The sequence below is a fragment of the Arthrobacter crusticola genome (genome assembly GCF_004357995.1).
Lineage (GTDB): Bacteria > Actinomycetota > Actinomycetes > Actinomycetales > Micrococcaceae > Arthrobacter_D > Arthrobacter_D crusticola.
On sequence record NZ_SMTK01000006.1, the window covers coordinates 87,605 to 109,130 of the forward strand.

The 21,526-nt window shown below is 62.4% G+C and carries 17 protein-coding genes; 3 read left to right on the plus strand and 14 right to left on the minus strand.

What is annotated here, in order from left to right:
• Nucleotides 1–50 precede the first annotated feature (50 nt).
• Nucleotides 51–2,960 (plus strand): GH25 family lysozyme, encoded by a 2,910-nt coding sequence (locus E2F48_RS16280; RefSeq protein ID WP_133405008.1) that lies wholly within the window; start codon nt 51–53, stop codon nt 2,958–2,960.
• Nucleotides 2,961–3,032: 72 nt separating this feature from the next.
• On the opposite strand, the gene E2F48_RS16285 is transcribed toward E2F48_RS16280, so the two are convergent.
• The 10 genes from E2F48_RS16285 to glf are packed head-to-tail and all read right to left on the minus strand — an operon-like array spanning nt 3,033 to nt 15,035.
• Entirely contained in the window at nt 3,033–4,031 is a 999-nt protein-coding gene (locus E2F48_RS16285; protein ID WP_133405009.1) for a glycosyltransferase family protein, read from the minus strand.
• A 10-nt stretch (nt 4,032–4,041) separates the two neighbouring features.
• Nucleotides 4,042–5,250, minus strand: a complete 1,209-nt coding sequence (locus E2F48_RS16290; protein ID WP_133405010.1) for a glycosyltransferase family protein — start codon at nt 5,248–5,250, stop codon at nt 4,042–4,044.
• 50 nt (nt 5,251–5,300) lie between these two features.
• Nucleotides 5,301–7,097 carry an ABC transporter ATP-binding protein gene (locus tag E2F48_RS16295; protein ID WP_165968801.1) on the minus strand — a complete coding sequence of 599 codons (1,797 nt, stop codon included), beginning with the start codon at nt 7,095–7,097 and terminating at the stop codon, nt 5,301–5,303.
• Entirely contained in the window at nt 7,094–7,513 is a 420-nt protein-coding gene (locus E2F48_RS16300) for a DUF2304 domain-containing protein (RefSeq protein WP_133405011.1), read from the minus strand. Before E2F48_RS16300 ends, E2F48_RS16295 begins: the two co-directional genes overlap by 4 nt.
• A 5-nt stretch (nt 7,514–7,518) precedes the next feature.
• Nucleotides 7,519–8,184, minus strand: a complete 666-nt coding sequence (locus E2F48_RS16305) for a glycosyltransferase family 2 protein (RefSeq protein WP_246019203.1) — start codon at nt 8,182–8,184, stop codon at nt 7,519–7,521.
• 53 nt (nt 8,185–8,237) lie between these two features.
• Nucleotides 8,238–10,205 carry a DUF6541 family protein gene (locus E2F48_RS16310; protein WP_133405012.1) on the minus strand — a complete coding sequence of 656 codons (1,968 nt, stop codon included), beginning with the start codon at nt 10,203–10,205 and terminating at the stop codon, nt 8,238–8,240.
• A gap of 10 nt (nt 10,206–10,215) precedes the next feature.
• Nucleotides 10,216–10,947 carry an ABC transporter ATP-binding protein gene (locus E2F48_RS16315; protein ID WP_133405013.1) on the minus strand — a complete coding sequence of 244 codons (732 nt, stop codon included), beginning with the start codon at nt 10,945–10,947 and terminating at the stop codon, nt 10,216–10,218.
• Between the two features lie 2 nt (nt 10,948–10,949).
• Entirely contained in the window at nt 10,950–11,855 is a 906-nt protein-coding gene (locus tag E2F48_RS16320) for an ABC transporter permease (protein WP_133405014.1), read from the minus strand.
• Entirely contained in the window at nt 11,842–13,851 is a 2,010-nt protein-coding gene (locus tag E2F48_RS16325; protein WP_133405015.1) for a glycosyltransferase, read from the minus strand. Before E2F48_RS16325 ends, E2F48_RS16320 begins: the two co-directional genes overlap by 14 nt.
• A complete protein-coding gene (gene glf / locus E2F48_RS16330) occupies nt 13,848–15,035 on the minus strand; it encodes a UDP-galactopyranose mutase (protein ID WP_133405016.1) in 1,188 nt (395 codons plus the stop codon). Before glf ends, E2F48_RS16325 begins: the two co-directional genes overlap by 4 nt.
• A gap of 192 nt (nt 15,036–15,227) precedes the next feature.
• Between glf and E2F48_RS16335 the strand changes: the two genes are divergently transcribed.
• Together E2F48_RS16335 and wecB are read left to right on the plus strand one after the other, a co-directional pair.
• Entirely contained in the window at nt 15,228–16,394 is a 1,167-nt protein-coding gene (locus E2F48_RS16335) for a glycosyltransferase (RefSeq protein WP_133405017.1), read from the plus strand.
• Between the two features lie 17 nt (nt 16,395–16,411).
• Nucleotides 16,412–17,470 (plus strand): non-hydrolyzing UDP-N-acetylglucosamine 2-epimerase, encoded by a 1,059-nt coding sequence (gene wecB / locus E2F48_RS16340; RefSeq protein ID WP_133405018.1) that lies wholly within the window; start codon nt 16,412–16,414, stop codon nt 17,468–17,470.
• Nucleotides 17,471–17,665: 195 nt separating this feature from the next.
• Here wecB and E2F48_RS16345 read toward each other — a convergent pair whose 3' ends face one another.
• The 4 genes from E2F48_RS16345 to E2F48_RS16360 are packed head-to-tail and all read right to left on the minus strand — an operon-like array spanning nt 17,666 to nt 21,489.
• Nucleotides 17,666–18,814: a glycosyltransferase gene (locus E2F48_RS16345; protein WP_281274828.1), complete on the minus strand. Its 1,149-nt coding sequence runs from the start codon at nt 18,812–18,814 to the stop codon at nt 17,666–17,668.
• A gap of 2 nt (nt 18,815–18,816) precedes the next feature.
• Complete coding sequence (locus tag E2F48_RS16350) at nt 18,817–19,803, minus strand: Gfo/Idh/MocA family protein (protein ID WP_133405020.1); 987 nt, start codon at nt 19,801–19,803, stop codon at nt 18,817–18,819.
• Nucleotide 19,804: 1 nt separating this feature from the next.
• Nucleotides 19,805–20,896, minus strand: a complete 1,092-nt coding sequence (locus tag E2F48_RS16355; protein WP_133405021.1) for a DegT/DnrJ/EryC1/StrS family aminotransferase — start codon at nt 20,894–20,896, stop codon at nt 19,805–19,807.
• A complete protein-coding gene (locus tag E2F48_RS16360; protein ID WP_133405022.1) occupies nt 20,893–21,489 on the minus strand; it encodes an acyltransferase in 597 nt (198 codons plus the stop codon). Before E2F48_RS16360 ends, E2F48_RS16355 begins: the two co-directional genes overlap by 4 nt.
• Nucleotides 21,490–21,526: the final 37 nt, after the last annotated feature.

The following is a 21,526-nucleotide window of genomic DNA, read 5'->3' on the forward strand; positions in this document are numbered from 1 at the left end:
GGGCCTCCCTGCCTTTATCGGCATGCAACGCACTATCTGGAGATCCACCCGTGAAAACCTACAGTCCAGCCACCCTCCTGGCCGTAACCCTTCTCACCGCGGCACTGGTGGGAGCCACCACTCCAGTCGCCGCCCTGGCCACCTCACCAGAGGACAAACCGCTCTCCACCGCGACCGCTGAACCTGCACCATCTGAACCGGCTGCTCCCGGTGTTCCCGCCCCTGCTGCTCCGGATACCGCGCCGGCCCCCACCTCTCCTCCGTCAGCGGTCACCCCGCCGGAGAATGCCCCTGCCCACCCGGTCCCCGCCGAGACCGGCACGTCCGCCGAAGGCGCCGCCGACCCAGAGAACACCGAATCCCCTGTCCTTTCCCCCGCGGAATACGCGCGCAATGCTGCGGCGCTGGCCAAACTCATCGGCCCCCATGGAGCAAGTCTTGGCCAGGGCGTGGAGCGCCTTGCCGAGACCGGCGACCCACAGGTGCCCACAGACGAGGAACTCGCCCGGATCGCCGAAGACGGGTCCGGCTCCCCCGGCAACGAGCTGACGCTGCCCCATGCACCCTCCGTTCAGGGAGCCGACAAGACGGGCATCACGGATTCGCCCCAGCAGGGAGATTTCCCGATGGCCCAACCGACCTTCCAGGCGACGATCAACTACTGGAGGCCTGCAGGGATTCTCGGAGTGGACGTCAGCAGCTGGCAAGGCAACGTCGACTGGGCGGCGGCCTGGCGGCAGGGTTCGCGGTTTGCCTACACAAAGGCAACCCAGGCGCTCAACTACACAAACCCCTACTTCCGTGGTCAATACAGCGGCGCCGAGGCGGTAGGCATGGACCGCGGCGCCTACCACTTCGCCATCCCGAACGTCTCGAGCGGTGCTGCGCAGGCCGATTTCTTTCTGAGAAACGGTGGTGGATGGACCGCCGACGGCAAGACTCTCCCGCCGTTGCTGGATGTCGAGTACAACCCGTATCCGGAACTGGGCAACAGGTGCTACAACATGAGTCCGACCCAGATGGTGAACTGGATCCGCGACTTCTCCAACACCATGCTGCGCCGCACCGGCCGACTCCCCATGATCTACTCGACCACCGATTGGTGGAACGGGTGCACCGGCAACAGCACCGCCTTCGCGAACCACCCCCTACACATCGCCGCCTACAACAACTGCTGCACCGGCCCCCTCCCGGCAGGTTGGCGTACCTACAGCCTGTGGCAGTACACCCATGAGGGCCCCGTCGTTGGGGACTGGAACCAATGGAACGGCAGCGCCGCCGGCCTGGATCGCTTCGTACGCAACACCACCAGTTCAACCCCTGCCCCGGCTCCTGCTCCGGTGTTGGATAAGTCGTTGATGGTGGTCAATGCCGGGGATTTCAACGGCAGTGGCACCGATGACCTGGTCTCCCGACGCACCGATGGCACGCTGTGGTTCCATGACGGCACCGGCACCGGTTCGTTCCGGGCCCCGGTGAGGATCGGTTCTGGCTGGGGCATCTACAGCCAGCTCATCGGCGGCCAGGACTTCAACGGCGACGGACGACCGGACCTGGTCGGGCGCAAGACCGACGGCACGCTGTGGTTCTACGCCGGCACCGGCGCCGTCTCGGCCACCGCCGAGGGCTACAGGGGCGCGGTCAAGAGCGGTGCGGGCTGGAACGCCTTTGACATCATGGTCTCCCCCGGGGACTTCACCGGGGACCGCCGGGCGGACCTGATCGCCCGCAAACCCGATGGCACCCTCTGGCTCTACCGCGGCACCGGCACCGGACCGGGCATCGTGACCGGCGCGGTGCGCATCGGCACCGGCGGCTGGACCGGGTTCAACATGATCACCGGCGCCGGGGACTACACCGGCGACGGCCGGGCGGATCTACTGGCCCGCAAACCCGACGGCACGCTCTGGCTCTACCAGGGCACCGGAAACGTGAGCACCACCAGCAACGGCTACCTGCCCGGCCGGGCCATCGCCACCGGCTGGTCCGGCTACGCCGACGTGGTAGGGGCCAGTGACTTCAACCGCGACGGCAAAACCGACCTGGTGGGTTTTAAAGCCGATATGAGCCTGTGGTTCTTCGCCGGCACCGCCATGACGGACAACGGCTACAAACCGGCCGTCCGTACCGCCACCAGCGGCTGGCAGGACTACACCGCCCTCGTCTCCCCCGGAGACTTCAACGCCAACGGCACCCGGGACCTCATCGGCCGCAAGAAAGACGGAACCCTTTGGTTCCTCAACGGTAACGGCAGCGGGGGTTATGGGACGGCACTGAAAATCGGTGCACGCGGGTGGAATTCCTTCGCCCAGATCCTGGCCCCGGGCGACTTCAACGCCGATGGCAGGGCCGACCTCCTCGCCCGCCACACCGACGGCAGCCTCTGGTTCTACGCCGGCACCGGAACCGTGAACACCACCAACGAAGGCTACAAACCAGGCCGCAAAATCGCAGCAACAGGGTGGCAGAACTTCGACCAGGTCATCACCCCCGGAGACTACAACGGCGACGCCAAACCCGACCTGCTCGGCCGCCGGGCCGATGGAACCCTCTGGTTCTGGCCCGGCACCGGCACCGTCTCGGCCACCAGCCGAGGCTACGGAACAGCCGTGAGAATCGGCACCGGGGGCTGGCAGAACTTCAACCACGTCCTGAGCCCCGGGGACTTCAACGGCGACAAACGCAACGACCTCATCGCCCGCAAACCCGACGGCACCCTCTGGTTCTACCCCGGCACCGGCACCATCAACACCACCAACCCCGGCTACAAACCCGCCACCAAAATCGGCGCCTCCGGCTGGAACACCTACACCCACATCCTCAGCCCCGGCGACATCACCCGCGACACCAAACCCGACCTCCTGGCCACCCGCACCGACGGATCCCTCTGGCGGTACACCGGAACCGGAATGCCCACCAACCCCGGCTACACCACCGCAACCACCGCCGGAAAACTCTAACCACAAATGAAAAGGCGGGGCCTCCCGAAAGGGGCCCCGCCTTCATTGTTTATTCGACCCGCCTAGGAGTGCTCAGCCGGCAGCGCCAGCACGGCGTTTCCCACTGGAAATCAGGGAGGAGTACAACCTGGTCAGGCGTTCAACCCCGACCCTAGCGTCATGTTCCTTCGCGACAAATCCGGGTCCGTCCTGCCGCTGTGAGGTGGCCCTCGGCTCCTCGAGCGCGCGGATCACGTCCCCGGCAACCGCCTGGATGCTCGTACCGCCGAGGTGGGTGAGCATCGGATAGAAGGACGGATCGGCGGTGCTCACCACCGGCACTCCGATCGCCAGCGCTTCGAGCTCGCTCACCGAAAGGATGCGTGTCATTTGACCGACAACCACGGATCCGGAGGCGAGCCACTCTTGGAAATGCCCGGGCGCCATCTTGGGAACCAGAGCAATTCCGGCTTCCGCTGCCTCAGCAGCCTGCTCCCCCCAGTCCAGCCCCACGAGTTCGACGTCGGGCCGCGCCTCCCGCACGCGCCGGGCAACCTCGATCTGCTGAGACGCACCCTTGACGTCGTCCCACCGGGAGGCGAACACGACGCGGTCCGGACGCGGCTGCCATGCAGGGAGTCGATCGGTCCGAATGGTGACAGGGAAGTACTGCCCCCTGTCGGTGAGGTTTTGGACGTGGGGAGCAAGATCGGGTGTAGAAAAGAGGATTGCATCGGCGTGTGCAACTCCATACTGCAGCTTGGGAGCCCAACCGTCATACTGGCGCGACCTCACATCAGTGCCGTGGAAGTGAAGCACCCACGGAGTCCGCAGCCAGCGGGCGTGCGGGGAAAGACCGCCCGTGTGGAAGTGGACGACATCGGCCCGCGCGCTCTTCAGGGCAAGGGTCCCGTCCCACAGCACGGGCCGAGTTCGCAGAGCCGGATGCTTGAGGATGCCTGTCCAGTCGCGCCGGTAGTACCAGGGGATGCCGGTCATTGACCACGGCTGGCCCATCTCGTTGGCTGTGGTTACGAGGTTGCGCCCCAGATTAGCCGCGTCGTGGACGTGGAGGGCCTTGACGGAATCCATGCTTGTGTCGTCAGGCGACCCGCGTCAAGCGCTGCACGGCGTCGAGCCATGGCTGCGTGACCGCTTCCGCACTAAGTGTCTTCGCGGCGGTGTGTGACGCGTTCTTCATCTCCGCCACTTCTTCGGGAGTCAACTTCAGAAGCAAGTCAGCCGCTGATGCCGCGTCGAACCCGTCGGTGACAAGACCAAATTGATGTTCTGTTACAATGCGCTGCATTTCCGGCGAGGGGCCGATCACCACCGCGAGCCGTGCCTGAACAAATTCGAACAATTTGTTCGGCAGGGCATGCCGCATGTTGAAGTTGTTCGGTGGGCAGAGGTAAAACCCGATGTCATACCCATGAAGCAACGGGACAATCTGATCAAAAGCGACCGGGGGAATAACCTTCACAGCATTTCCAGGGATACCCTTTGCTTTCCTGGTCAGCTCATCAATGTAGCTCTGATCGCCGGGCACGAGCACTACATCGAACGTTGCGGCGCCGGGCCGAACTTCGTTTGCCTTGGCCACGGCATCCATCATAATTTCGATGCGACGCCCGCGGCCTGCCGCACCGGCATGGACGATTCGGAGTGGACTTGCCACTTGAGTAGGTTCAAAACGTGGGTCATACGCCGAAGCGTTGGGCACCACGGCCGGCTCCGCTATGCCGTATACACGCGCATACTCCTCGGCTATCCCCTTCGCAACTGTGGAAACAGAATTCGCTCTCGTCACATATTTGCGGCACGCCCACTTCATGAGTGGACCGACCAGCAATCGCCACTGAAGCTGATCCTCCCCCTGCCGCGGCGCATACTCATGCAGATCCGCGTGCACTCCCCGTGTGGGACGCAAGGCAAGTGCAAGTGGAACTGCAATGACATCGTTCGCCATGACCACATCTATGCTGCCTACCGGTATGCGATCCCTGACGAACTTCACCCTGTCTGAATCAAAGTAGAGGCGCTCATGAAAACGAGCTGCCAGCAGAGCTGCGACTTTTTTGTGATCGGAACGCCAAGGTTTCAGGGCGGCCGGGATGCGGATGTGTTCGACAACGCCATCCGGGGCCTCGCCGTAACCGCAGGAGATGATGTCTGCAGAGGGCTTCAGCAAGCTGATCTGCCGCAGAACCCTTGGATCCCTGATGATGGGTGAGAAGGAAAGCACAAGAATCCTCGGCCGACTTGGCTGAACACCTTCGTTGCTTTCCGCTTCAACGACTACATCACTCATATTTCCTTCGCTTTCGGTTAGCTAGGTTCTTGTGGGCGAGCTGGATTGCTTCAGGCGAGTCCGGCCAAAGCAGCCTGCTTAGCAAAATCGGGCATTTGTGCAATTACCTCTTCGAAGGTCCCCTGGCCAGCCAGACGGCCATCGGCGAAAAAGAACACGACGTCGCTGTCCTTGATGGTGGACAACCGGTGCGCCACTGTGATGGTTGTGACGCTTCCCGCCAGGTTTCGGATCGCATCGGTCACTGCTGCCTCTGTGGAGGTATCCAGCGCACTGGTTGCCTCGTCCAAGACCAGTACAGCGGGATCCGCATAAAGGCCGCGGGCGATTCCGAGCCGTTGACGCTGACCACCGGACAACGCCATTCCGCGCTCCCCAACATCACCATAGATGCCGTCCGGACGGGCTTCTACGGCGTCGAGCATCTGCGCTCGTTTTAGGGCGCGTCGAACGCGGTCCGGGTCCACCTCGTCCGGATCCCAGGTGAGCGCAACATTCTGGGCTACAGAGGCGTCGAAGAGTGACACTTCCTGGGGCACATAACCCACCCGCGACCGCCACGAGTGCAAGACCTCACGCATGGGCACACCGCCGATGAGCACCTCACCTGAGCTTGGCAGCAGCAATCCAAGCAGCAGATCAATGAGCGTTGACTTGCCCGCGCCCGATGACCCGACGACGGCCACGCGCGAACCTGCAGGGATGGTCATCGTGACGTCTACGAGTGCCGGCGCCGCGGTGCCGGGATAATTGAACGTGACGTTCTTCAGCACTACATCCGGAACCCCTGGAGGAAGCTCTGCCTGATCGGGCGATTCCTCATCCTTGGCCCTAGCCTCTGCTTCCTTGATGTCGGCAAGAACCTGCTCGGCGAACGGAGTCCCGGAATGAACGGTCGAAAGAATCGACTGGAAGCGCGTGAGGGAGGGAACAATACGGAAGCCGGCCACACCGAATAGCGCAATCGCTGCCAGCGTATTCGTCACCGGGTCAATTCCCTCGGGGGTACTGATCCATCCAATAGCACCAACCAGCAGAAACCCGCCGATCAAGGCCGATTCGAGAACAAAACGCGGAACCTGACCAAGGAAAAGGGCCATTGAGCGGGCTTTGGAAGACTGCACACGGTTCGCGTGTACTGCTCGCTCAACATCAGCTGTCGCTCCCTTCAGTGTCACTTCCTTGAGTGCGCCCATCGCCTCGGTGATAAGACGCACTGTCCGCAGCGAGAACTGCCGGTTGCGTCGGCCGTTTGCCACGGCTCGCTTGGAGATGCCACGTGAAAGGAAAAGAGCTACCAGGCCCAGATAGAAAATCGCTGTGACGGCGGTGATCCAGTTGGCGACCAGCAAGACCGTTACCACCGCGAGCACCGATACGATTTCACCGGCAAGCCCCATGGACGGCATCAGCACACCTGAGACTGTGATTGAGACTCCCGAATCTACCGATCGAATCAGTTCCGAGGAGTTCCGCTTGAGCCGATCAACCCACGGGGCACGCATGTAGGCGGCGAGGAGTCGATCACCGATCGCCACCTCGTGGGCTGCAAATCGTGACGTGGCGAGCCGCAGGAGGAGCACGTTCATCGCGCTCTTGATGATGACCAGGGCACAGAAGATCACGAGGACGATCGCATAGTCACCCACCTCCTCGATGACGATGGGCCCTACGCGGATGGACTTGTCGGCGATGATGCTCGACATGGTGATTGCCAACAGCCCTAGGGCGACCACATCGATGAGTGCCAACGAGGAGGAGAGCACCGCATACCGGATCAGGAACCTGCGGGCGGAGTCAGGCAGAACTCCCAGAAGTCGACGGTTGATGCCAATGAGCGCTTTCATTTCTTTTCCGACACTGTCTTAGCGCGAAAGCGAAAATCGTCAGGCCCGGCAACTCGCTCGTCTGGCGCAAGAACGGCTTCCCAGGGTTTTACTGCCTCGTCGAGGGCGATCCGGCGGGAGAGCTTTGTCAGCGTGGTCTCCATTTGGCGGAAGCGCTGGTGTGTAGTGGACATATACACAAGGAAGGAAACGATGAAGGCATAGAGCATCAGGTCCGTTCCACGACCCACACCCACCATGCTGGCGAGCTGCGTCAAGATGGTCGGGAAGAAAATTGAAAAAACGGCCGCGATAGCGAAGAGCAACACCATGATCCGGCGAATCGCCATGTGTTTTGCATTCGAGCCGCCGCGGATGAGCACGAGGGAGAAGATGACTACAACGACGAGGAGAACGATCTGAACGACTATGAGCATATGGTTTACCTAAAGAGCAGGTCCGCCAGAATATTGACGGAATTGAGGAGGGACTGTCCCTTGGATTTCGAGTAATCGGTATAGACGATCTCTACGGGATGCTCCGTCCAGCGTGGCTTAAGGGTGGAGAGCACATGGATCAGTTCAGAGGCGTGGGCCATCCTGTTTTGGGTGAGATGGAGATTGGACGTGACCTGCCGGTTGAAGGCACGAAGACCGTTGTGCGCATCGGTGAGGGGCATGCCGGTGCTCCATCGGATCTGGAGGGCGGCCGTGCGCAGCACAATCCGCTTCATCGGGCCGAGCCTTGTCCTGCCATCCAGGAACCGTGATCCGAGCACCACCTCCGCCTCGCCGGACTGAATGCGCTGCACCATGGCCTCTGCATCGGCCACCCGGTGCTGCCCGTCGGCATCAAAGGTGACAACACAGCTGGCCTCGGGATCCTGCAGCACATACTCGAACCCTGTCTGGAGAGCGGCGCCCTGACCCAGGTTCACCGGGTGCTGTACGACAACCGCGCCAGCCGCGCGTGCGGCTTCCGCTGAAGTGTCTGTGCTTCCGTCGTCCACGCAAACGATGTGGGGAAATACCGGAAGAAGGTCCTTGATGACGGAGCCGATGATGGGAGCCTCGTTGAAGAGGGGGATCACAATCCAGGTACGACTCACTATGCCAGTATCGCATAGGGGACTGTTCCTCCCCGATTCGAGCTTCTGCGCACTCACTGGTCAGACACCTCGAAACAGTTCCCGAGCTTGAATAGTTTGGCCGCGCCGACCTGGTCAACAAGGGTGTACTTCGAATCGCCCGCATCATCGAATGCCGGGTAGAGGAAGGCGTTATCGAAATCGAGGAGGTAATCGGAGCCAAAGTCCAAGACATAATCGATACCCAGCTCCCGGGCACGTACGCACACCGCGGAGCCTGCATTCGCCTCGTCGGCGGATTGAGCTACGAGGGCAAGCACCTTGTCAGGATCCGTCATATGGTACTGGCTGACCTTGATCCCGGTATACGAGTAGGCCAAAGCGCCACCGTTCCAGGGATTGACGCCGATGACGCTTCCCTTCCCCACGAGGTCGGGCAGCCGGGCGATAAGCGTCCTTTCGTCGAGCGTCAGGATGTCTGTGTACTTCGGGTCAAAGCTGAACGCTTTAGAGACTTTTTGGGTGGACGCCTCCATCCCATCTGAGAAGGCACTTGGAATCAGAACACCCACCACCGCTGCGCCGACGACCACTGAAGCGACTTTTCCGAGCCAAGCCGGCGTACCCCGGAGCGCACCTACGAGCGCCGCCGACCGATCAACCAACCAGACCAGGCCCGCCACGGCGACCATCACACTCACCAGTGGAAGGAGAGCCGCGAGCCGCGGGGCGTCCTGGTACCAGGCGCCAGTCAGGGTCATACGGACCGGACCCCTCGGTTCCGAAGCCACCACAACGTAGAGCGCCGCCGCGACGGCGAAGCACCCGAGGATCCAGGCCCACCTCGGCTGGCGGATCAAGACCACCACACCAATCAGGATTGCGGCAGCGAGCATCCAAGTGGTCTCCGTGCTGCTCGCTGTTCCCGTAAGCGCCTCCCCCAATGCGGCGCCCCCTGTTGTGAAGGGGTCCCTGTCGTCATAGCCGAGGAGCAGCGCGTACCAGGCCAGAACGATTGCACCGGCTGATCCGATGAGCACGGCGACCTGGGTCAGTATCGATCTCTTCGTGCGAGACCCGCTCTGTCCTTTGAACCATCGGATCCATGCCCACAGCCCCATCGGAATGAAGAACGCCATGAGTGCCACCAACCCATTGGGCTGTGCCGTGCCCAACGCGGCACAACCACCGACCAGTCCGATGGCCAGCCCCCCGACGCTCATGCCGGTCGGTTGACTCAGCCGGCAAAGAGCGGCAACGTACCCTATCGCCACAGGGAGGGCCGCGTAGGACAGCAGATTAGGGAAGAGCGGGCCCCAGTCGAAAAGTGCGAGCGGAAAAGCCGCAAAACAGGTCGAAAGGACCCCCGTCACCGCGAGCGGGAACCACCGCGCTCCGAAGACGACGGAAGAGAGGAACATACATGAAAGCGGCCAGACGACGGCGGCTACTGCGATGTTCATCACGTTGGACGCGACCGGTATCTCCAGCCCGGCACCATCCGTAATGAGGGCGACAATCGAGTGCCATGCTGACGGATAAATGGCGACGGTGTTGGTTGGGAGGAGCATCCGGCCAAGAGTAAGCGTGGAGGCATTATCGCTCTCGAGGATGTAGCGGACCGCGTTCAGGTGGAAGACGTTGTCATACCGCTGCGCGATGTGATCCGGTCGGTCGATTGCGAACTTCAGCTGCTGCCCAATAACGGCGGCGGCGAAGACCGCTCCGGAAATGAGCCCTATCAGCCCCGGCCATTGCGAGACGAAACGCTGCCGCGGTCCACGGGGGCCGACGTAGCGCCCGAACACCCAGGACAGGAGAATCACCACGACGGCGCAGACTCCGACCCACCACAGCGTCCAACGGATTCCGAGGAGTCCTCCAGCGATTCCGGAGAGCCCGACGAGTCCCACGCCGAGCGCGGGGGCAGCCGCGATCACAGACGCCCCGCGGGCACCCGCGGCCAGCGCTATCAGGGCCCCGGGCAGCAGGAGAATCGAAATGACCAGCACAAACGCCGGTGCAGTGTCCCACCATGACATGAATGCAGTCCTAGTCTTCGCCGCGGAGGCGGCGCACCGCTTCATGGACAGGCGCGTCGAGAATGATGCGGCCGTGTTCCAAGAGGACCCCCCGCTTGCAGATCGTCGAAACCAAATCCAGGTCATGGCTCACGACAACGAGGGTCTTTCCGGCGTCGGCGAGATCCTTGATCTTGGCGATGCACTTTCGTTGGAACGGTTCGTCTCCAACGGCAAGAATCTCGTCGACGAGGAACACTTCGGGGTTCGTGTGAACGGCAACCGAGAACGCCAGCCGAAGGTACATGCCGGAGGAATAAAACTTGACCTCGGTATCGATGAAGTCCCCGATCTCGGAGAACTCGAGGATGTCATCGAAGCGCTCACTGATCTGGGCTTCCGACATGCCCAGGATGGCCCCGTTCAAATAGACATTGTCCCGCCCGCTCAGATCCGGGTGGAAGCCGGCTCCGACCTCGATCAGCCCTGCGACCCTCCCCCGTGTCCGCACCGTTCCGGTGTCCGGCAGCATCACGCCCGAGATGTGCTTCAGGAGTGTCGATTTCCCGGAACCGTTGAGGCCGAGCAACGCGACGGTTTCGCCCTGCTCTATTTCGAGACTCACATCATGCAACGCGTGGAACTTCTTTGACAGGTCTCCCTTGCGGCCCTTCATGACCCAGACGAACGCCTCTTTAATGGAGCGCGTGTGGCGCAGGACGAACTGCTTGGAAATGCCTCGGACTTCAATTGCTGTTGCCACTGCTAGAGCTCCTGCGCGAAGCGGCCTTCAAGCCGCCGAAAGGTGAATTGACCGGCGACGATCACGAGAATAGCGGTGACCAGGGCGATCGGCGTCCATACGAAGATCAGATCCGGCGGAACGACAGAGGCCGGATCCGTAGCGGAAGAGGTAGTGGGAGCCCAAAACGCATAGTGGAACAACTCGACGGCGATGGTGAGGGGGTTGAACTGGTAAATCGTCAGGAGAACCTGGCCGGCTGACGCGCCAAAAGCGTCCCGCAGCCCGTCGCGCACCAATGTCCAGGGGTACAGGACCGGCGACGCCCAGGTTGCGATCATCAGGAGCATATCGACGAAGTTTTCCGAGTCCCGGAAGTACACGTTGACCGATCCAAAGAAAAGGCCGAGCCCGATGGCGAGCATCGCCACGATGGAGAACGCGACGACGGCGGCGATGAGCTCTGGAATACCGGGCCGCCACCCCGTGAAGAGGCAGGCGGCAACCAACACGACGAGCTGCGGGAAGAAGTGCACCGCCGACACCCAGACGGAGGCGACAGGGAACAGTTCCCGAGGCAGATAGATCTTCTTGATGAGCCCGCCGTTGATCACGATCGACCGTGACGCATTGCTCAGCGCCTCGGTGAAAAAGTTAACCAAGACGATCCCGGAGAACAGATAGATGGGATAGTTCTCGGTGTTCTTGTTCAGCCCCAGAAAGATTCCCAGGGCGAACCAGAACACAAAAAACTGGACTCCCGGCTTCACGTACGACCACAACAGACCGAGAACCGAACCCCGGTACCGGACCTTCAGCTCCTTCGACACGAGGAGCTTCAGAAGATACCTCGACCGGAGCACATCTCTGAGACCACCTCCCAAGCCGGGGGTGGCCAGCGCTTCCGAGGTCAAATCAATTACCTTCATCCGAATGCGAGTCGAACGTCCTCTTCCATGCATCGAACGAGGTAATTTCCGCCGCTGCCGCGCGGTACTGGTCCCTCAGCTGGGGCCACTTACGCAGGATCTCAGCGTTGAGCCGGCCTGCCTCGGTCAGGAGGCTGCGCAGTTCCCTCGGGTCACGGCGGTACCAGGACGCCCCGGTCCCCTCCGCGTTGGAAACAATCGCACTGTCGTACTGCGACATGCGCCACCACTTGTTGTCCTGATGGGGGATGAAGGCCTGGGGCCGTTCCGAGCTGAGGGGCGCGACCGGCTTGCTGAGCTGCCGCGCGATGGTCTTCAAAGCCCACGGCACGAGGGTCGTGTAGGAGGGAGCCGCGAATCCCCGGCCGTGGCGCGGCGGCTTGTCCATTTTAGGCGAAGGGAACGCGTCAGGACCTTCCTTGAACTGGGCATCCGGGTGATCGGCGGCCATCGCCCTGATCTCGGGAAGCTTGGTCGCAAGAATCGAGTGAAGCTGGTCCGGCCCCTTCAGAATGTCACGCATCGCCATCACACGGCCGCGCGCTGTGTAGTACTGCATGGAAACCAGATGTTTGATATCGGAGTATCCAGATTCCTTGACCACCCTGCCCCCGCGCTCATAGGGGCTGTGAAGCAGCGCCGCAATCATCCGGTTGCGGGTGTGGAAGTACGCCTGCCAGCCCACCATGTCGTCCTTGTCGACCCAGGACACGTGCCAGACCGCCGCCCCGGGCATGGACACCGTTGGATAACCGGCAGTCTTGGCCCTCAGACCGTATTCCGCGTCGTCCCACTTAATAAAGATCGGCAGCGAGAGCCCAATTTCCCGGATGATTCTGGTCGGGATGAGGCACATCCACCAACCGTTGTAGTCGACGTCGATTCTGCGGTGCAGCCACGGGGTGTGGCGCAGGTTGGACCGGGCGAAGTCGTGTCCAAGCTTCTGGTCCGCGACCGGCTGATCGGGCTGGAAGCGGTAGGGGTTCACGATCTCGCCGTAGGTGTGCAGGACGGTCCGGTTATACAGATCGAACATGTGCCCGCCCACAATGGTGGGCGCCTTGCAGTGGTCGGCGAAACCCAGGAGACGGGAAATACTTTCAGGCTCCATCACGACGTCGTCGTCAAGCAGCAGGGCATAGTCGCTGCCGTTCTCAACGGCCTCGTACATCCCCCGGGCGAAACCTCCCGACCCGCCAAGGTTCGCCTGATCGATGATGCGCAGCTTTCCGTCAAGGCGGGCAGCCACCGCATCGAAGCCGGGTTCGCTGGCGACCTTCTGCGTGCCCTGGTCGACAATAAGCACTTCCCGAATGTTGGTCAGCGCCTCAGGATGGTCTGCGAGGATCGAAAGGTTGTTAAGGCAAAAGTCTGGCTTGTTCAGGGTGGTGATTTCCAGCGTGATCGATCCGGACTCCGGAGCTTTGCCGGGGGCGAGCCAATTCGCCTCCTCGAGGACGAAGGAGTCCGCACCTGCCACGAGGTCGAACCAGTACCACCCACCGTCCCCGAAGGGGTTCAGGGACAAGTCGAAGGTGCTTGTCGCTTTCCCTTCCACCCGCTTGGTGCTGACGTGCTGCAACGAGCCCCGTGCGTTCGATTTATAGACGCTTACCCCACCCACGCCCCGGGTGCGCACGCTGAGGCGCACCTCCCTGACGTTGGTCCAACGACGCCAGTAGCTGGCCGGGAACGCATTGAAGTAAGTGCCGAACGAGATGCGCTCCCCGGTCCGGATCGAGGTAGAACGCCGGGACAGGAAGTCCTCCACGTGTACTTCCCGGGACAGATCCGACACTTCGGAAGCCTTCGACGTGTCCTGAGTGCTGCCGCCCACCGTATTGAGCTGCATTCCCATGGCACTGCCCTGGTCAATATAGAGCGCCGCCGTGTCGATCTGGCTTTGAGCCGGCAGGATCACCCGCTGAATGGTGTGCCAGGCCGAAGCATCGGCGTCCCGGTCCACCGACAGTTCGGTTGCCGCAGTTGCACTCATGCGTCCACTCCTCCGCTTTCAAGCTTTTCCCCGCCGCTGAAGTGGGGCTTGATCCTGTTATCGAACATGGTGAGGGCCGAACCGATGGCCATGTGCATGTCGAGGTACTTGTAGGTGCCAAGGCGCCCGCCAAACAGCACCGAGTCCTCGGCCTTGGCCAAATCCCGGTAGGCAAGCATCTTCAGCCGGTCGTCCGCCGTGTTAACCGGGTAGTACGGCTCGTCCCCGGACTCGGCGAACCGGGAGAACTCGCGCATGATCAGAGTCTTCTCGGTCTGGTAGTCCCGCTCCGGGTGGAAGTGGCGCGGTTCGATGATGCGGGTGAAGGGGGTGTCGGCGTCGTTGTAGTTGACGACCGAGGTTCCCTGGAAGTCTCCCGTATCTAGCACCTCCTGCTCAAAGTCGATCGTGCGCCATGACAGCTCGCCTTCGGCGTAGTCGAAGTATCTGTCCACCGGCCCGGTGTAAATCACGGGAACTGTGCCGACGACGGCCTTCTTATTCAGCGGCTGGGACTCGTCGAAGAAGTCGGTGTTGAGCTTCACCGTGATGTTCGGATGGTCCGCCATTCGCTTTATCCAGGCCGTGTATCCGTCGGTAGGAAGACCCTCGTACTTGTCGTTGAAGTACCGGTTGTCATAGTTGTAGCGCACCGGCAGCCGGGAAATGATTCCGGCGGGCAGGTCCTTCGGGTCGGTTTGCCACTGCTTGCCGGTGTAGTGCTTGATGAACGCCTCGTAAAGGGGCCTACCAATCAGCTGGATTCCCTTGTCATTGAGGTTCTGGGGGTCCGACCCCGCCAGCTCCCCGGCCTGCTCCTGGATCAGCGCCCGCGCCTCGTCGGGCGTGAAGTTAGCCCTGAAGAACTGGTTGATCGTCGCCAGGTTGATCGGAAGGGAAAACACCTCGCCGTTGTGGACTCCGTAAACCTTGTGCACGTAGTTGGTGAAGGTAGTGAACCTGTTGACGTACTCCCAGACGCGCTCATTGGAGGTGTGGAAGAGGTGCGCTCCGTACTTGTGGACCTCGATACCGGTTTCGGCGTCGCGCTCGCTGTAGGCATTCCCGCCGATGTGGCTGCGACGGTCGATGACCAGTACCTTGAGGCCAAGGTCCGTGGCGGCCCGCTCCGCGATTGTCAGGCCAAAAAAGCCCGAGCCTACGACGACGAGGTCAGCGTTCACAAAGTCTCCTGGTTTGAGGTGGCGCGGCAGGGTGGGCCCATGCCCGCGGGGTCAAGAATACCTGACCATCGAAGGGGATCCCTCACTCGCCGTCCCACCCCGCGGGCCATTTGGCCGTTCCCTAAGGCCTTCCTGCGGCGTCCACCGCTCAAACCGGAACCGAGCCGGCACGGAGCACCCTAAAGTTGGAGCATGCGCCCAAGAATCCTCTGCATCTCCTTTTCCGACATTCAGGCGGACGCCCGCGTGCTGCGCCAACTCGACGTTCTCGCCGAATTTGGTGAAGTGATAACACTCGGTTACGGTGCAAAACCGGCCGCCGCAGCCGAACACCTGGAACTGGACGCTGCGCTGCCGTCCCTGCCGCAGACGCCTTTCGGCGTCGCCCTCCTTGCCCTGCGCGCCTACCGGCGGGTTGAGCTGGCGGCTCCCGCGGTGCGGGCGGCGCTGAAGCTTGCGGCCGGGCGATCCTTTGACCTAGTGGTTGCAAACGAGGCACGCGCCCTTCCACTGGCGCATGCGATCGCGGACGGCGCCCCAGTGTGGGGTGACATGCACGAGTGGGCACCTGAGGAGCGGGTCCATGTGCTGTCGTGGAGGTTGCTCATCAAACCGTTCATGACCGCCGTCTGTGCCAAGTACCTGCCTCGCACCCATGCCGTCACCGTGGTCAACGACTCGATCGCCCGCCTCTATGAGGAACAGTTTGGCAGTGCGACGGTGACTGTGCGCAACGCCCGGCCCTTTGTCGACCTGCGGCCCAGCGAGCAGGTGCCGGGAGTCATCCGCCTGGTGCACAGCGGCGCCGCAGTACCGGGGCGCAATCTTGAGGGCATGATCGAAGCGGCCGGGCTGCTCGGTCCGCGTTACAGCCTTGACCTCTTTCTCGTGGCAGCCCGTGACGGTGGCAAATACCTGCGGGTCCTTGAATCGCTCGCCGCTAGGGCGAACAACGTCACGGTACACCCGCCCGTCGCCCCTGAGGAGCTGCCCCGGGTCCTCAATCACTATGACGTGGGTATCTTCAGCCTCCCACCGCAAACCCGCAATCACGCCCTGATGCTGCCGAACAAGTTTTTCGACTTCGTTCAGGCACGCTTGGCGATCGTGTTCAGCCCCTCCCCTGAGACTTCCCGCCTGATCGAACATCACCACCTGGGCGCCGTCACGAAGGACTTTTCCACCGAGGCCCTCGCTGAAGCGGTGCGGCGCATGAGCATGCAGGACGTCGCCCGGTATAAGAGCCACACCCATACGGCTGCCCGGGCCCTAAGCTCCGAAGCCGACGAAGAGGCGCAGCGCGGCGTCCTCCGACGCCTGCTGCAGGAGGTGTCTCCGGATTCAGCGGTCGGACCCTGAGACGGTAAGTTGAATAAATGCGTATCTTGAGCGTCGTCGGCGCCCGCCCCCAGTTCGTGAAGCTAGCGCCCATCGCGCACGCGATGAAGGGCAGGGCCGAACATCTGATTGTTCACACCGGACAGCACTATGACGAGCTGATGTCCGATGTGTTTTTCAAGGACTTGGGTATTCCCGCCCCCGACTTCAACCTCGGAGTCGGCTCAGGTAAGCACGGGAAGCAAACCGGGGCGATGCTCGCGGGCCTTGAGGAGATTTTCGAAGAGGTCCGTCCTGACTGGGTCCTCGTCTACGGCGACACCAACTCGACGCTCGCCGCCGCCGTGGCCGCCGTCAAAATGCACATCCCGCTGGCCCATCTTGAGGCGGGCCTGCGCTCATTCAACCGGCGGATGCCTGAGGAACACAACCGGGTCCTTACCGACCATTCATCGGATCTCCTGCTCGCGCCCACCGAGGTTGCGATGGGGCACCTGGCGAATGAGGGGCTGGCCGAGCGGAGCGTTCTTGTGGGTGACGTGATGACCGACGTCCTGTTCGGCACGAAAGCGCTGCTTGAGTCCCGGAGCGAGCCGCTCCCGCTGGGCATGGAAGCCGGCAGCTACTACATCAGCACAATTCATCGGCCCGACAACACCGACGAGCCGGTCCGCCTGAAGCAGATCATCGACTCCCTCGCTTCCCTCGACAAGCCCGTGGTGCTGCTGGCGCACCCCCGCTTGGTGGGTCTTGCGGCCCGGTATGGGCTCGACCTCGAAGCAGGAGCTATTCGGGTCGCCTCGCCGCTGGCTTATCCGCAGCTGATCAATGCCGTCATGAACAGCGCAGGCGTGATCACCGACTCCGGTGGACTGCAGAAGGAGGCTTTCCTGCTGCGGGTGCCGTGCACCACCATCCGGCCGGAGACCGAATGGGTTGAGACGGTGGAGCTGGGCTGGAACATTCTCGTCTCCGACGATCTCGGTTCCCTTGCCTCGGTGGTGCAGCGTCCGGCGCCCCGCTCAACTTCCGCGACGCCTTACGGCACCGGGGAAGCGGCGAAGGCCGTCGTCAGCGCCCTTCTCGACCAGCCCTGAGACCTCCACTGCGGCTTGTGGTCTGGTGAGCCAATGCAGGAGGGCGGTCGTCTTATTTACAACCCAGCCACTGCGTCCGCCAGAGATCATTAAGGACAGCGCATCCTGCGTGAACACGTTTGCGGGGCAGGCGACCATTCACCCCTAGAAATCCAGGGCGAACGGATGTGCAGGACTGACGGTGGGGCGTGGAGTCTACGAACCGGTGTTGTGTCCAATCCTGGCAACAACAGCGGCTGCGTTAGCCCCCACCCTCGCGAGTGAGTGATTGCGCTGGACCCACCCCGCCAATCTCCGTCGTTCACTGTCCGAAGTTTGGGCTGACAGGGAAGCCCGCATTGCATTTGCTACTTGCTCGATATCCCAGTCAACACTGCGCCCGAGGCGCTCGCTCGAAACGACATCTCTCAAGGGGCCCACACCGGCATAAATGACTGGGGTTCCACAGCTAAGGCTCACCAAGGCTTTCGTGGCGAACGCGAAATCATATCCCTTGGAGGGCCTGACAGAAGCCAGCCCTGCAACAGCGCCCCGGAGAATTCTTGACAGGATCTCACTACCGACCGTGCCGGGAAACTCGACTCGCTCTGTGGAGGCTGCCCGGACCCGAAGTTCCTCCTTCTCGACACCGTCGCCATACATCAGCAGCCGCACGTCCGGAAATTCGGATGCGATCCTCAAGAAGGCATCAACAAATATGCCTGCCCCTTGGATTTCCGACATGGTGCCGGCGTAGACGAAGTACCGGCCGCCCTCTTCGGTCCGTTCTCCATCGAGCGAGAATTTTTTTGTGTCGACACCGGTCCCTACATTCACCACCTTTTCCGGACGGTGGGTGAGATCGACTACTGCCTGGGACACCCCGGACGAGACTGTCAGGACGAAACGAGCGGCCGAAAGGACCGTTCGTTCCATCGCGCGAAGAACGCTAACCACCGGCTTAGCGACACCAATTCCAGCTGCGGCTACCGAACTGACGTCCGCCGCGAAGTAGATGAATGGCCGTCGACGTATTGCGGCCGCCAACATCACAATCAGCCCTGTAGTGGGAGGGGGCTCTACAATCGCAACGTCAAATGCTTTTCCGAAGAGCAAGCGAAAAAACAGCGGAATATCAAAGCTAGCGTACTGGAGATATCCACGAACCGCCCCTGCCCGGTCCCTTAGGACCGGCCACCGCCGAACCCCCATGGTAGAGCGCGTTGCGTTGGGCGCACGGCTTGTGTAGACGGTGACCTTATTTCCACGCTTCTCAAGCTCGCTTACCATTGCAGCCAGCCTGTAGGCCGCCGCACCAGCCTCGGGCTCGTATATCCGTGTTGCTACTGCTATACGAAGGACCAATTTTAAAGGTCCCGAACCACTCCGCGTCGTGCGGAGTCAAGCATGGCCTCGGCCACCCGGAGCGTATTGAGCCCCTCGCGCATGGTCACCGTGTTGTTCGAAAGTCCCAGCACCGCGTCGCGGAACGCCTCGTGCTCGACTCGCAGCGGCTCGCGCTTCGTCAGCGCCAGACGCGTGATGTTGCCTTCTGACACGCCGCGGAAGTTCGAAACGGCCTCCCACTCGGTGGTGAAGGTGCCGTTTTCGTAGAAGGTGAGGTCGGCGGTGAGGGTGTCGGCGACGAAGGCGCCCTTCTCCCCCGTGACCACGGTGAGACGTTCCTTCATCGGGGAAAGCCAGTTCACGAGGTGGCTAGTGATGACACCGTTGGCCAGCTGGCCAGAAGCGGTGACCATGTCCTCGTGCGGCCGTCCGGAGCGGGTGCTGGTCCTCGCCGACACGGAGGTGAAGGGCGACTGCGCCAGCCACGAGGTGAGGTCGATGTCGTGGGTCCCGAGGTCTTTGACAACGCCGACGTCGGCAATGCGCGCAGGGAAGGGACCCTGCCTCCGGGTGGCGATCTGGTAGACCTCCCCCAGGTCGCCCGCCTCGATCCGTGCCCGGAGCGACTGCAGGGCAGGGTTGAACCGCTCGATGTGCCCGACGGCTCCAATCAGGCCCGCGCTTTCGAACGCATCGACCAGGCGCTGGCCGGCTTCGACTGTGTCGGCGATGGGCTTTTCGACGAGGGTGTGGACGCCGGCGCCGGCCAGGGCCAGCCCGACCTTCTCGTGCAGGCCGGTCGGCACGGCGCACACCGCCATGTCGATTCCCTCGGCGATCAGTTCGTCCACCGAGGCGCAGACCGGCAGCTTCCCTGCCACCCCGTGTGGATCCCCGTAGGCGTCGGCGACGGCGACGAGCTCGAGGCCCTCAACCTCCCGAATGACGCGGGCGTGGTGGCGCCCCATCATCCCCAGCCCGATCAGGCCAACCCGCAGATCCGCCATACTAGGCACCCGCCTTCGCCAGCGCGTTGACCGCCGTGACAATGCGGTCAAGGTCCTCGGCGTCGAGCGAGGGGTGGACCGGCAACGAGAGCACCTCACGGGCGGCGGTCTCCGTGTTGGGCAGGTCCTCCGTGCGCTGGAACGAGGGCAGGCGGTGGTTCGGAATCGGATAGTACACACCCGAACCGATGTTGTATTCGTCCTTGAGGGCCGCGGCGAAGCCGTCCCGGTCCCCCTCGACCCGCACTGTGTACTGGTGGTAGACGTGAACGGCACCGTCGGCCACCACCGGCGTCGTGATGCCCTCGATGTTGTCAGTGAGGAAGGCGGCATTCGCCTGGCGCTGAGCGGTCCAGCCGCCGACCTTGGTGAGCTGAACGCGTCCGATCGCGGCGTGCAGGTTCGTCATCCGCGCGTTGAAACCGACCAGCTCGTTCTCGTACTGGCGCTCCATGCCCTGGTTCCGAAGCAGACGGAGCCGGCGTTCGATCTCAGGGTTGCCCGTCGAGACCATTCCGCCCTCGCCGGAGGTCATGTTCTTCGTCGGGTAGAGCGAGAACATGGCGAAGTCACCGAAGGTGCCCACCTGGCGCCCACCGAGGGAGGCCCCGTGCGCCTGGGCGGCGTCCTCGAAGAGGGAGATACCGTGTTCATCCGCGAGCGTCCGGTACGCCGCAATGTCGGCCGGGTGCCCGTAGAGGTGGACCGGCATGATCCCCTTGGTCTTCCCGGTGATCAGGGATGCCACGTGGTCGATGTCGAGGCAGTAGTGGTCGAGCTCGATGTCGGCGAAGACGGGCGTTGCGCCGGTGAGCGCGACGGAGTTGGCCGTTGCAGCGAAGGTGAAGGAAGGGACGATCACCTCATCGCCGGGGCCGATGCCCGCGGCAAGAAGCCCCAGGTGGAGCCCTGCCGTCCCGGAGTTCACGGCAACGGCCGCGCGGCCGTCGAGGAGGACCTCGGAGAATTCCTTCTCGAACGCGGAAACCTCGGAACCCTGTGCAAGCATCCCCGAAAGGAGGACGGCGTCGACGGCCGCGCGCTCTTCGTCTCCGACGATCGGTTTCGCTGCTGGAATGAAGTCCTTGCTCATGCCTCTACCCCTACTGGTTTCAGTGTGTCGTTCGTTTCCTCGTACCGCTCCCCGGTCTCCGGACAGACCCAGAGGGAACCTTCAGCCTTCAGCGGGTGTCCCGCCCTGCCCACCCAGCCGAGGCGTTTGGCCGGAACTCCGGCCACCAGGGCGTAGGGCGGGACGTCCTTCGTGACCACGGCACCCGCGGCAACCGTCGCCCAGGCACCGATGGTCACGGGGGCTACACAGACTGCGCGTGCGCCGATGGCCGCACCCTTCTCGATGGTCACTCCGACGGGCACCCAGTCGTGGGCGCTCTTGAGGCTTCCATCCGGAGAAATGGACCGCGGATAGGTGTCGTTCGTGAGCACGACGGCCGGACCGATGAACACGCCCTCCCCGAGAACCGCGGGCTCGTACACCAGCGCGTAGTTCTGGATTTTGGTGTTGGCGCCGATCTCGACGCCCGTTCCGACATAGGCGCCCCGGCCCACGATGCAGTTCTCCCCCAGCCGGGCATTTTCGCGGACCTGGGCAAGGTGCCAGATCTTCGACCCCTGCCCAATGACGGCGTCGGGCGAGACATCAGCAGTTTCGGCGATATAGCTCAAGACATACCTTCTCTTATCGATAGGAACTGCGGAGCGC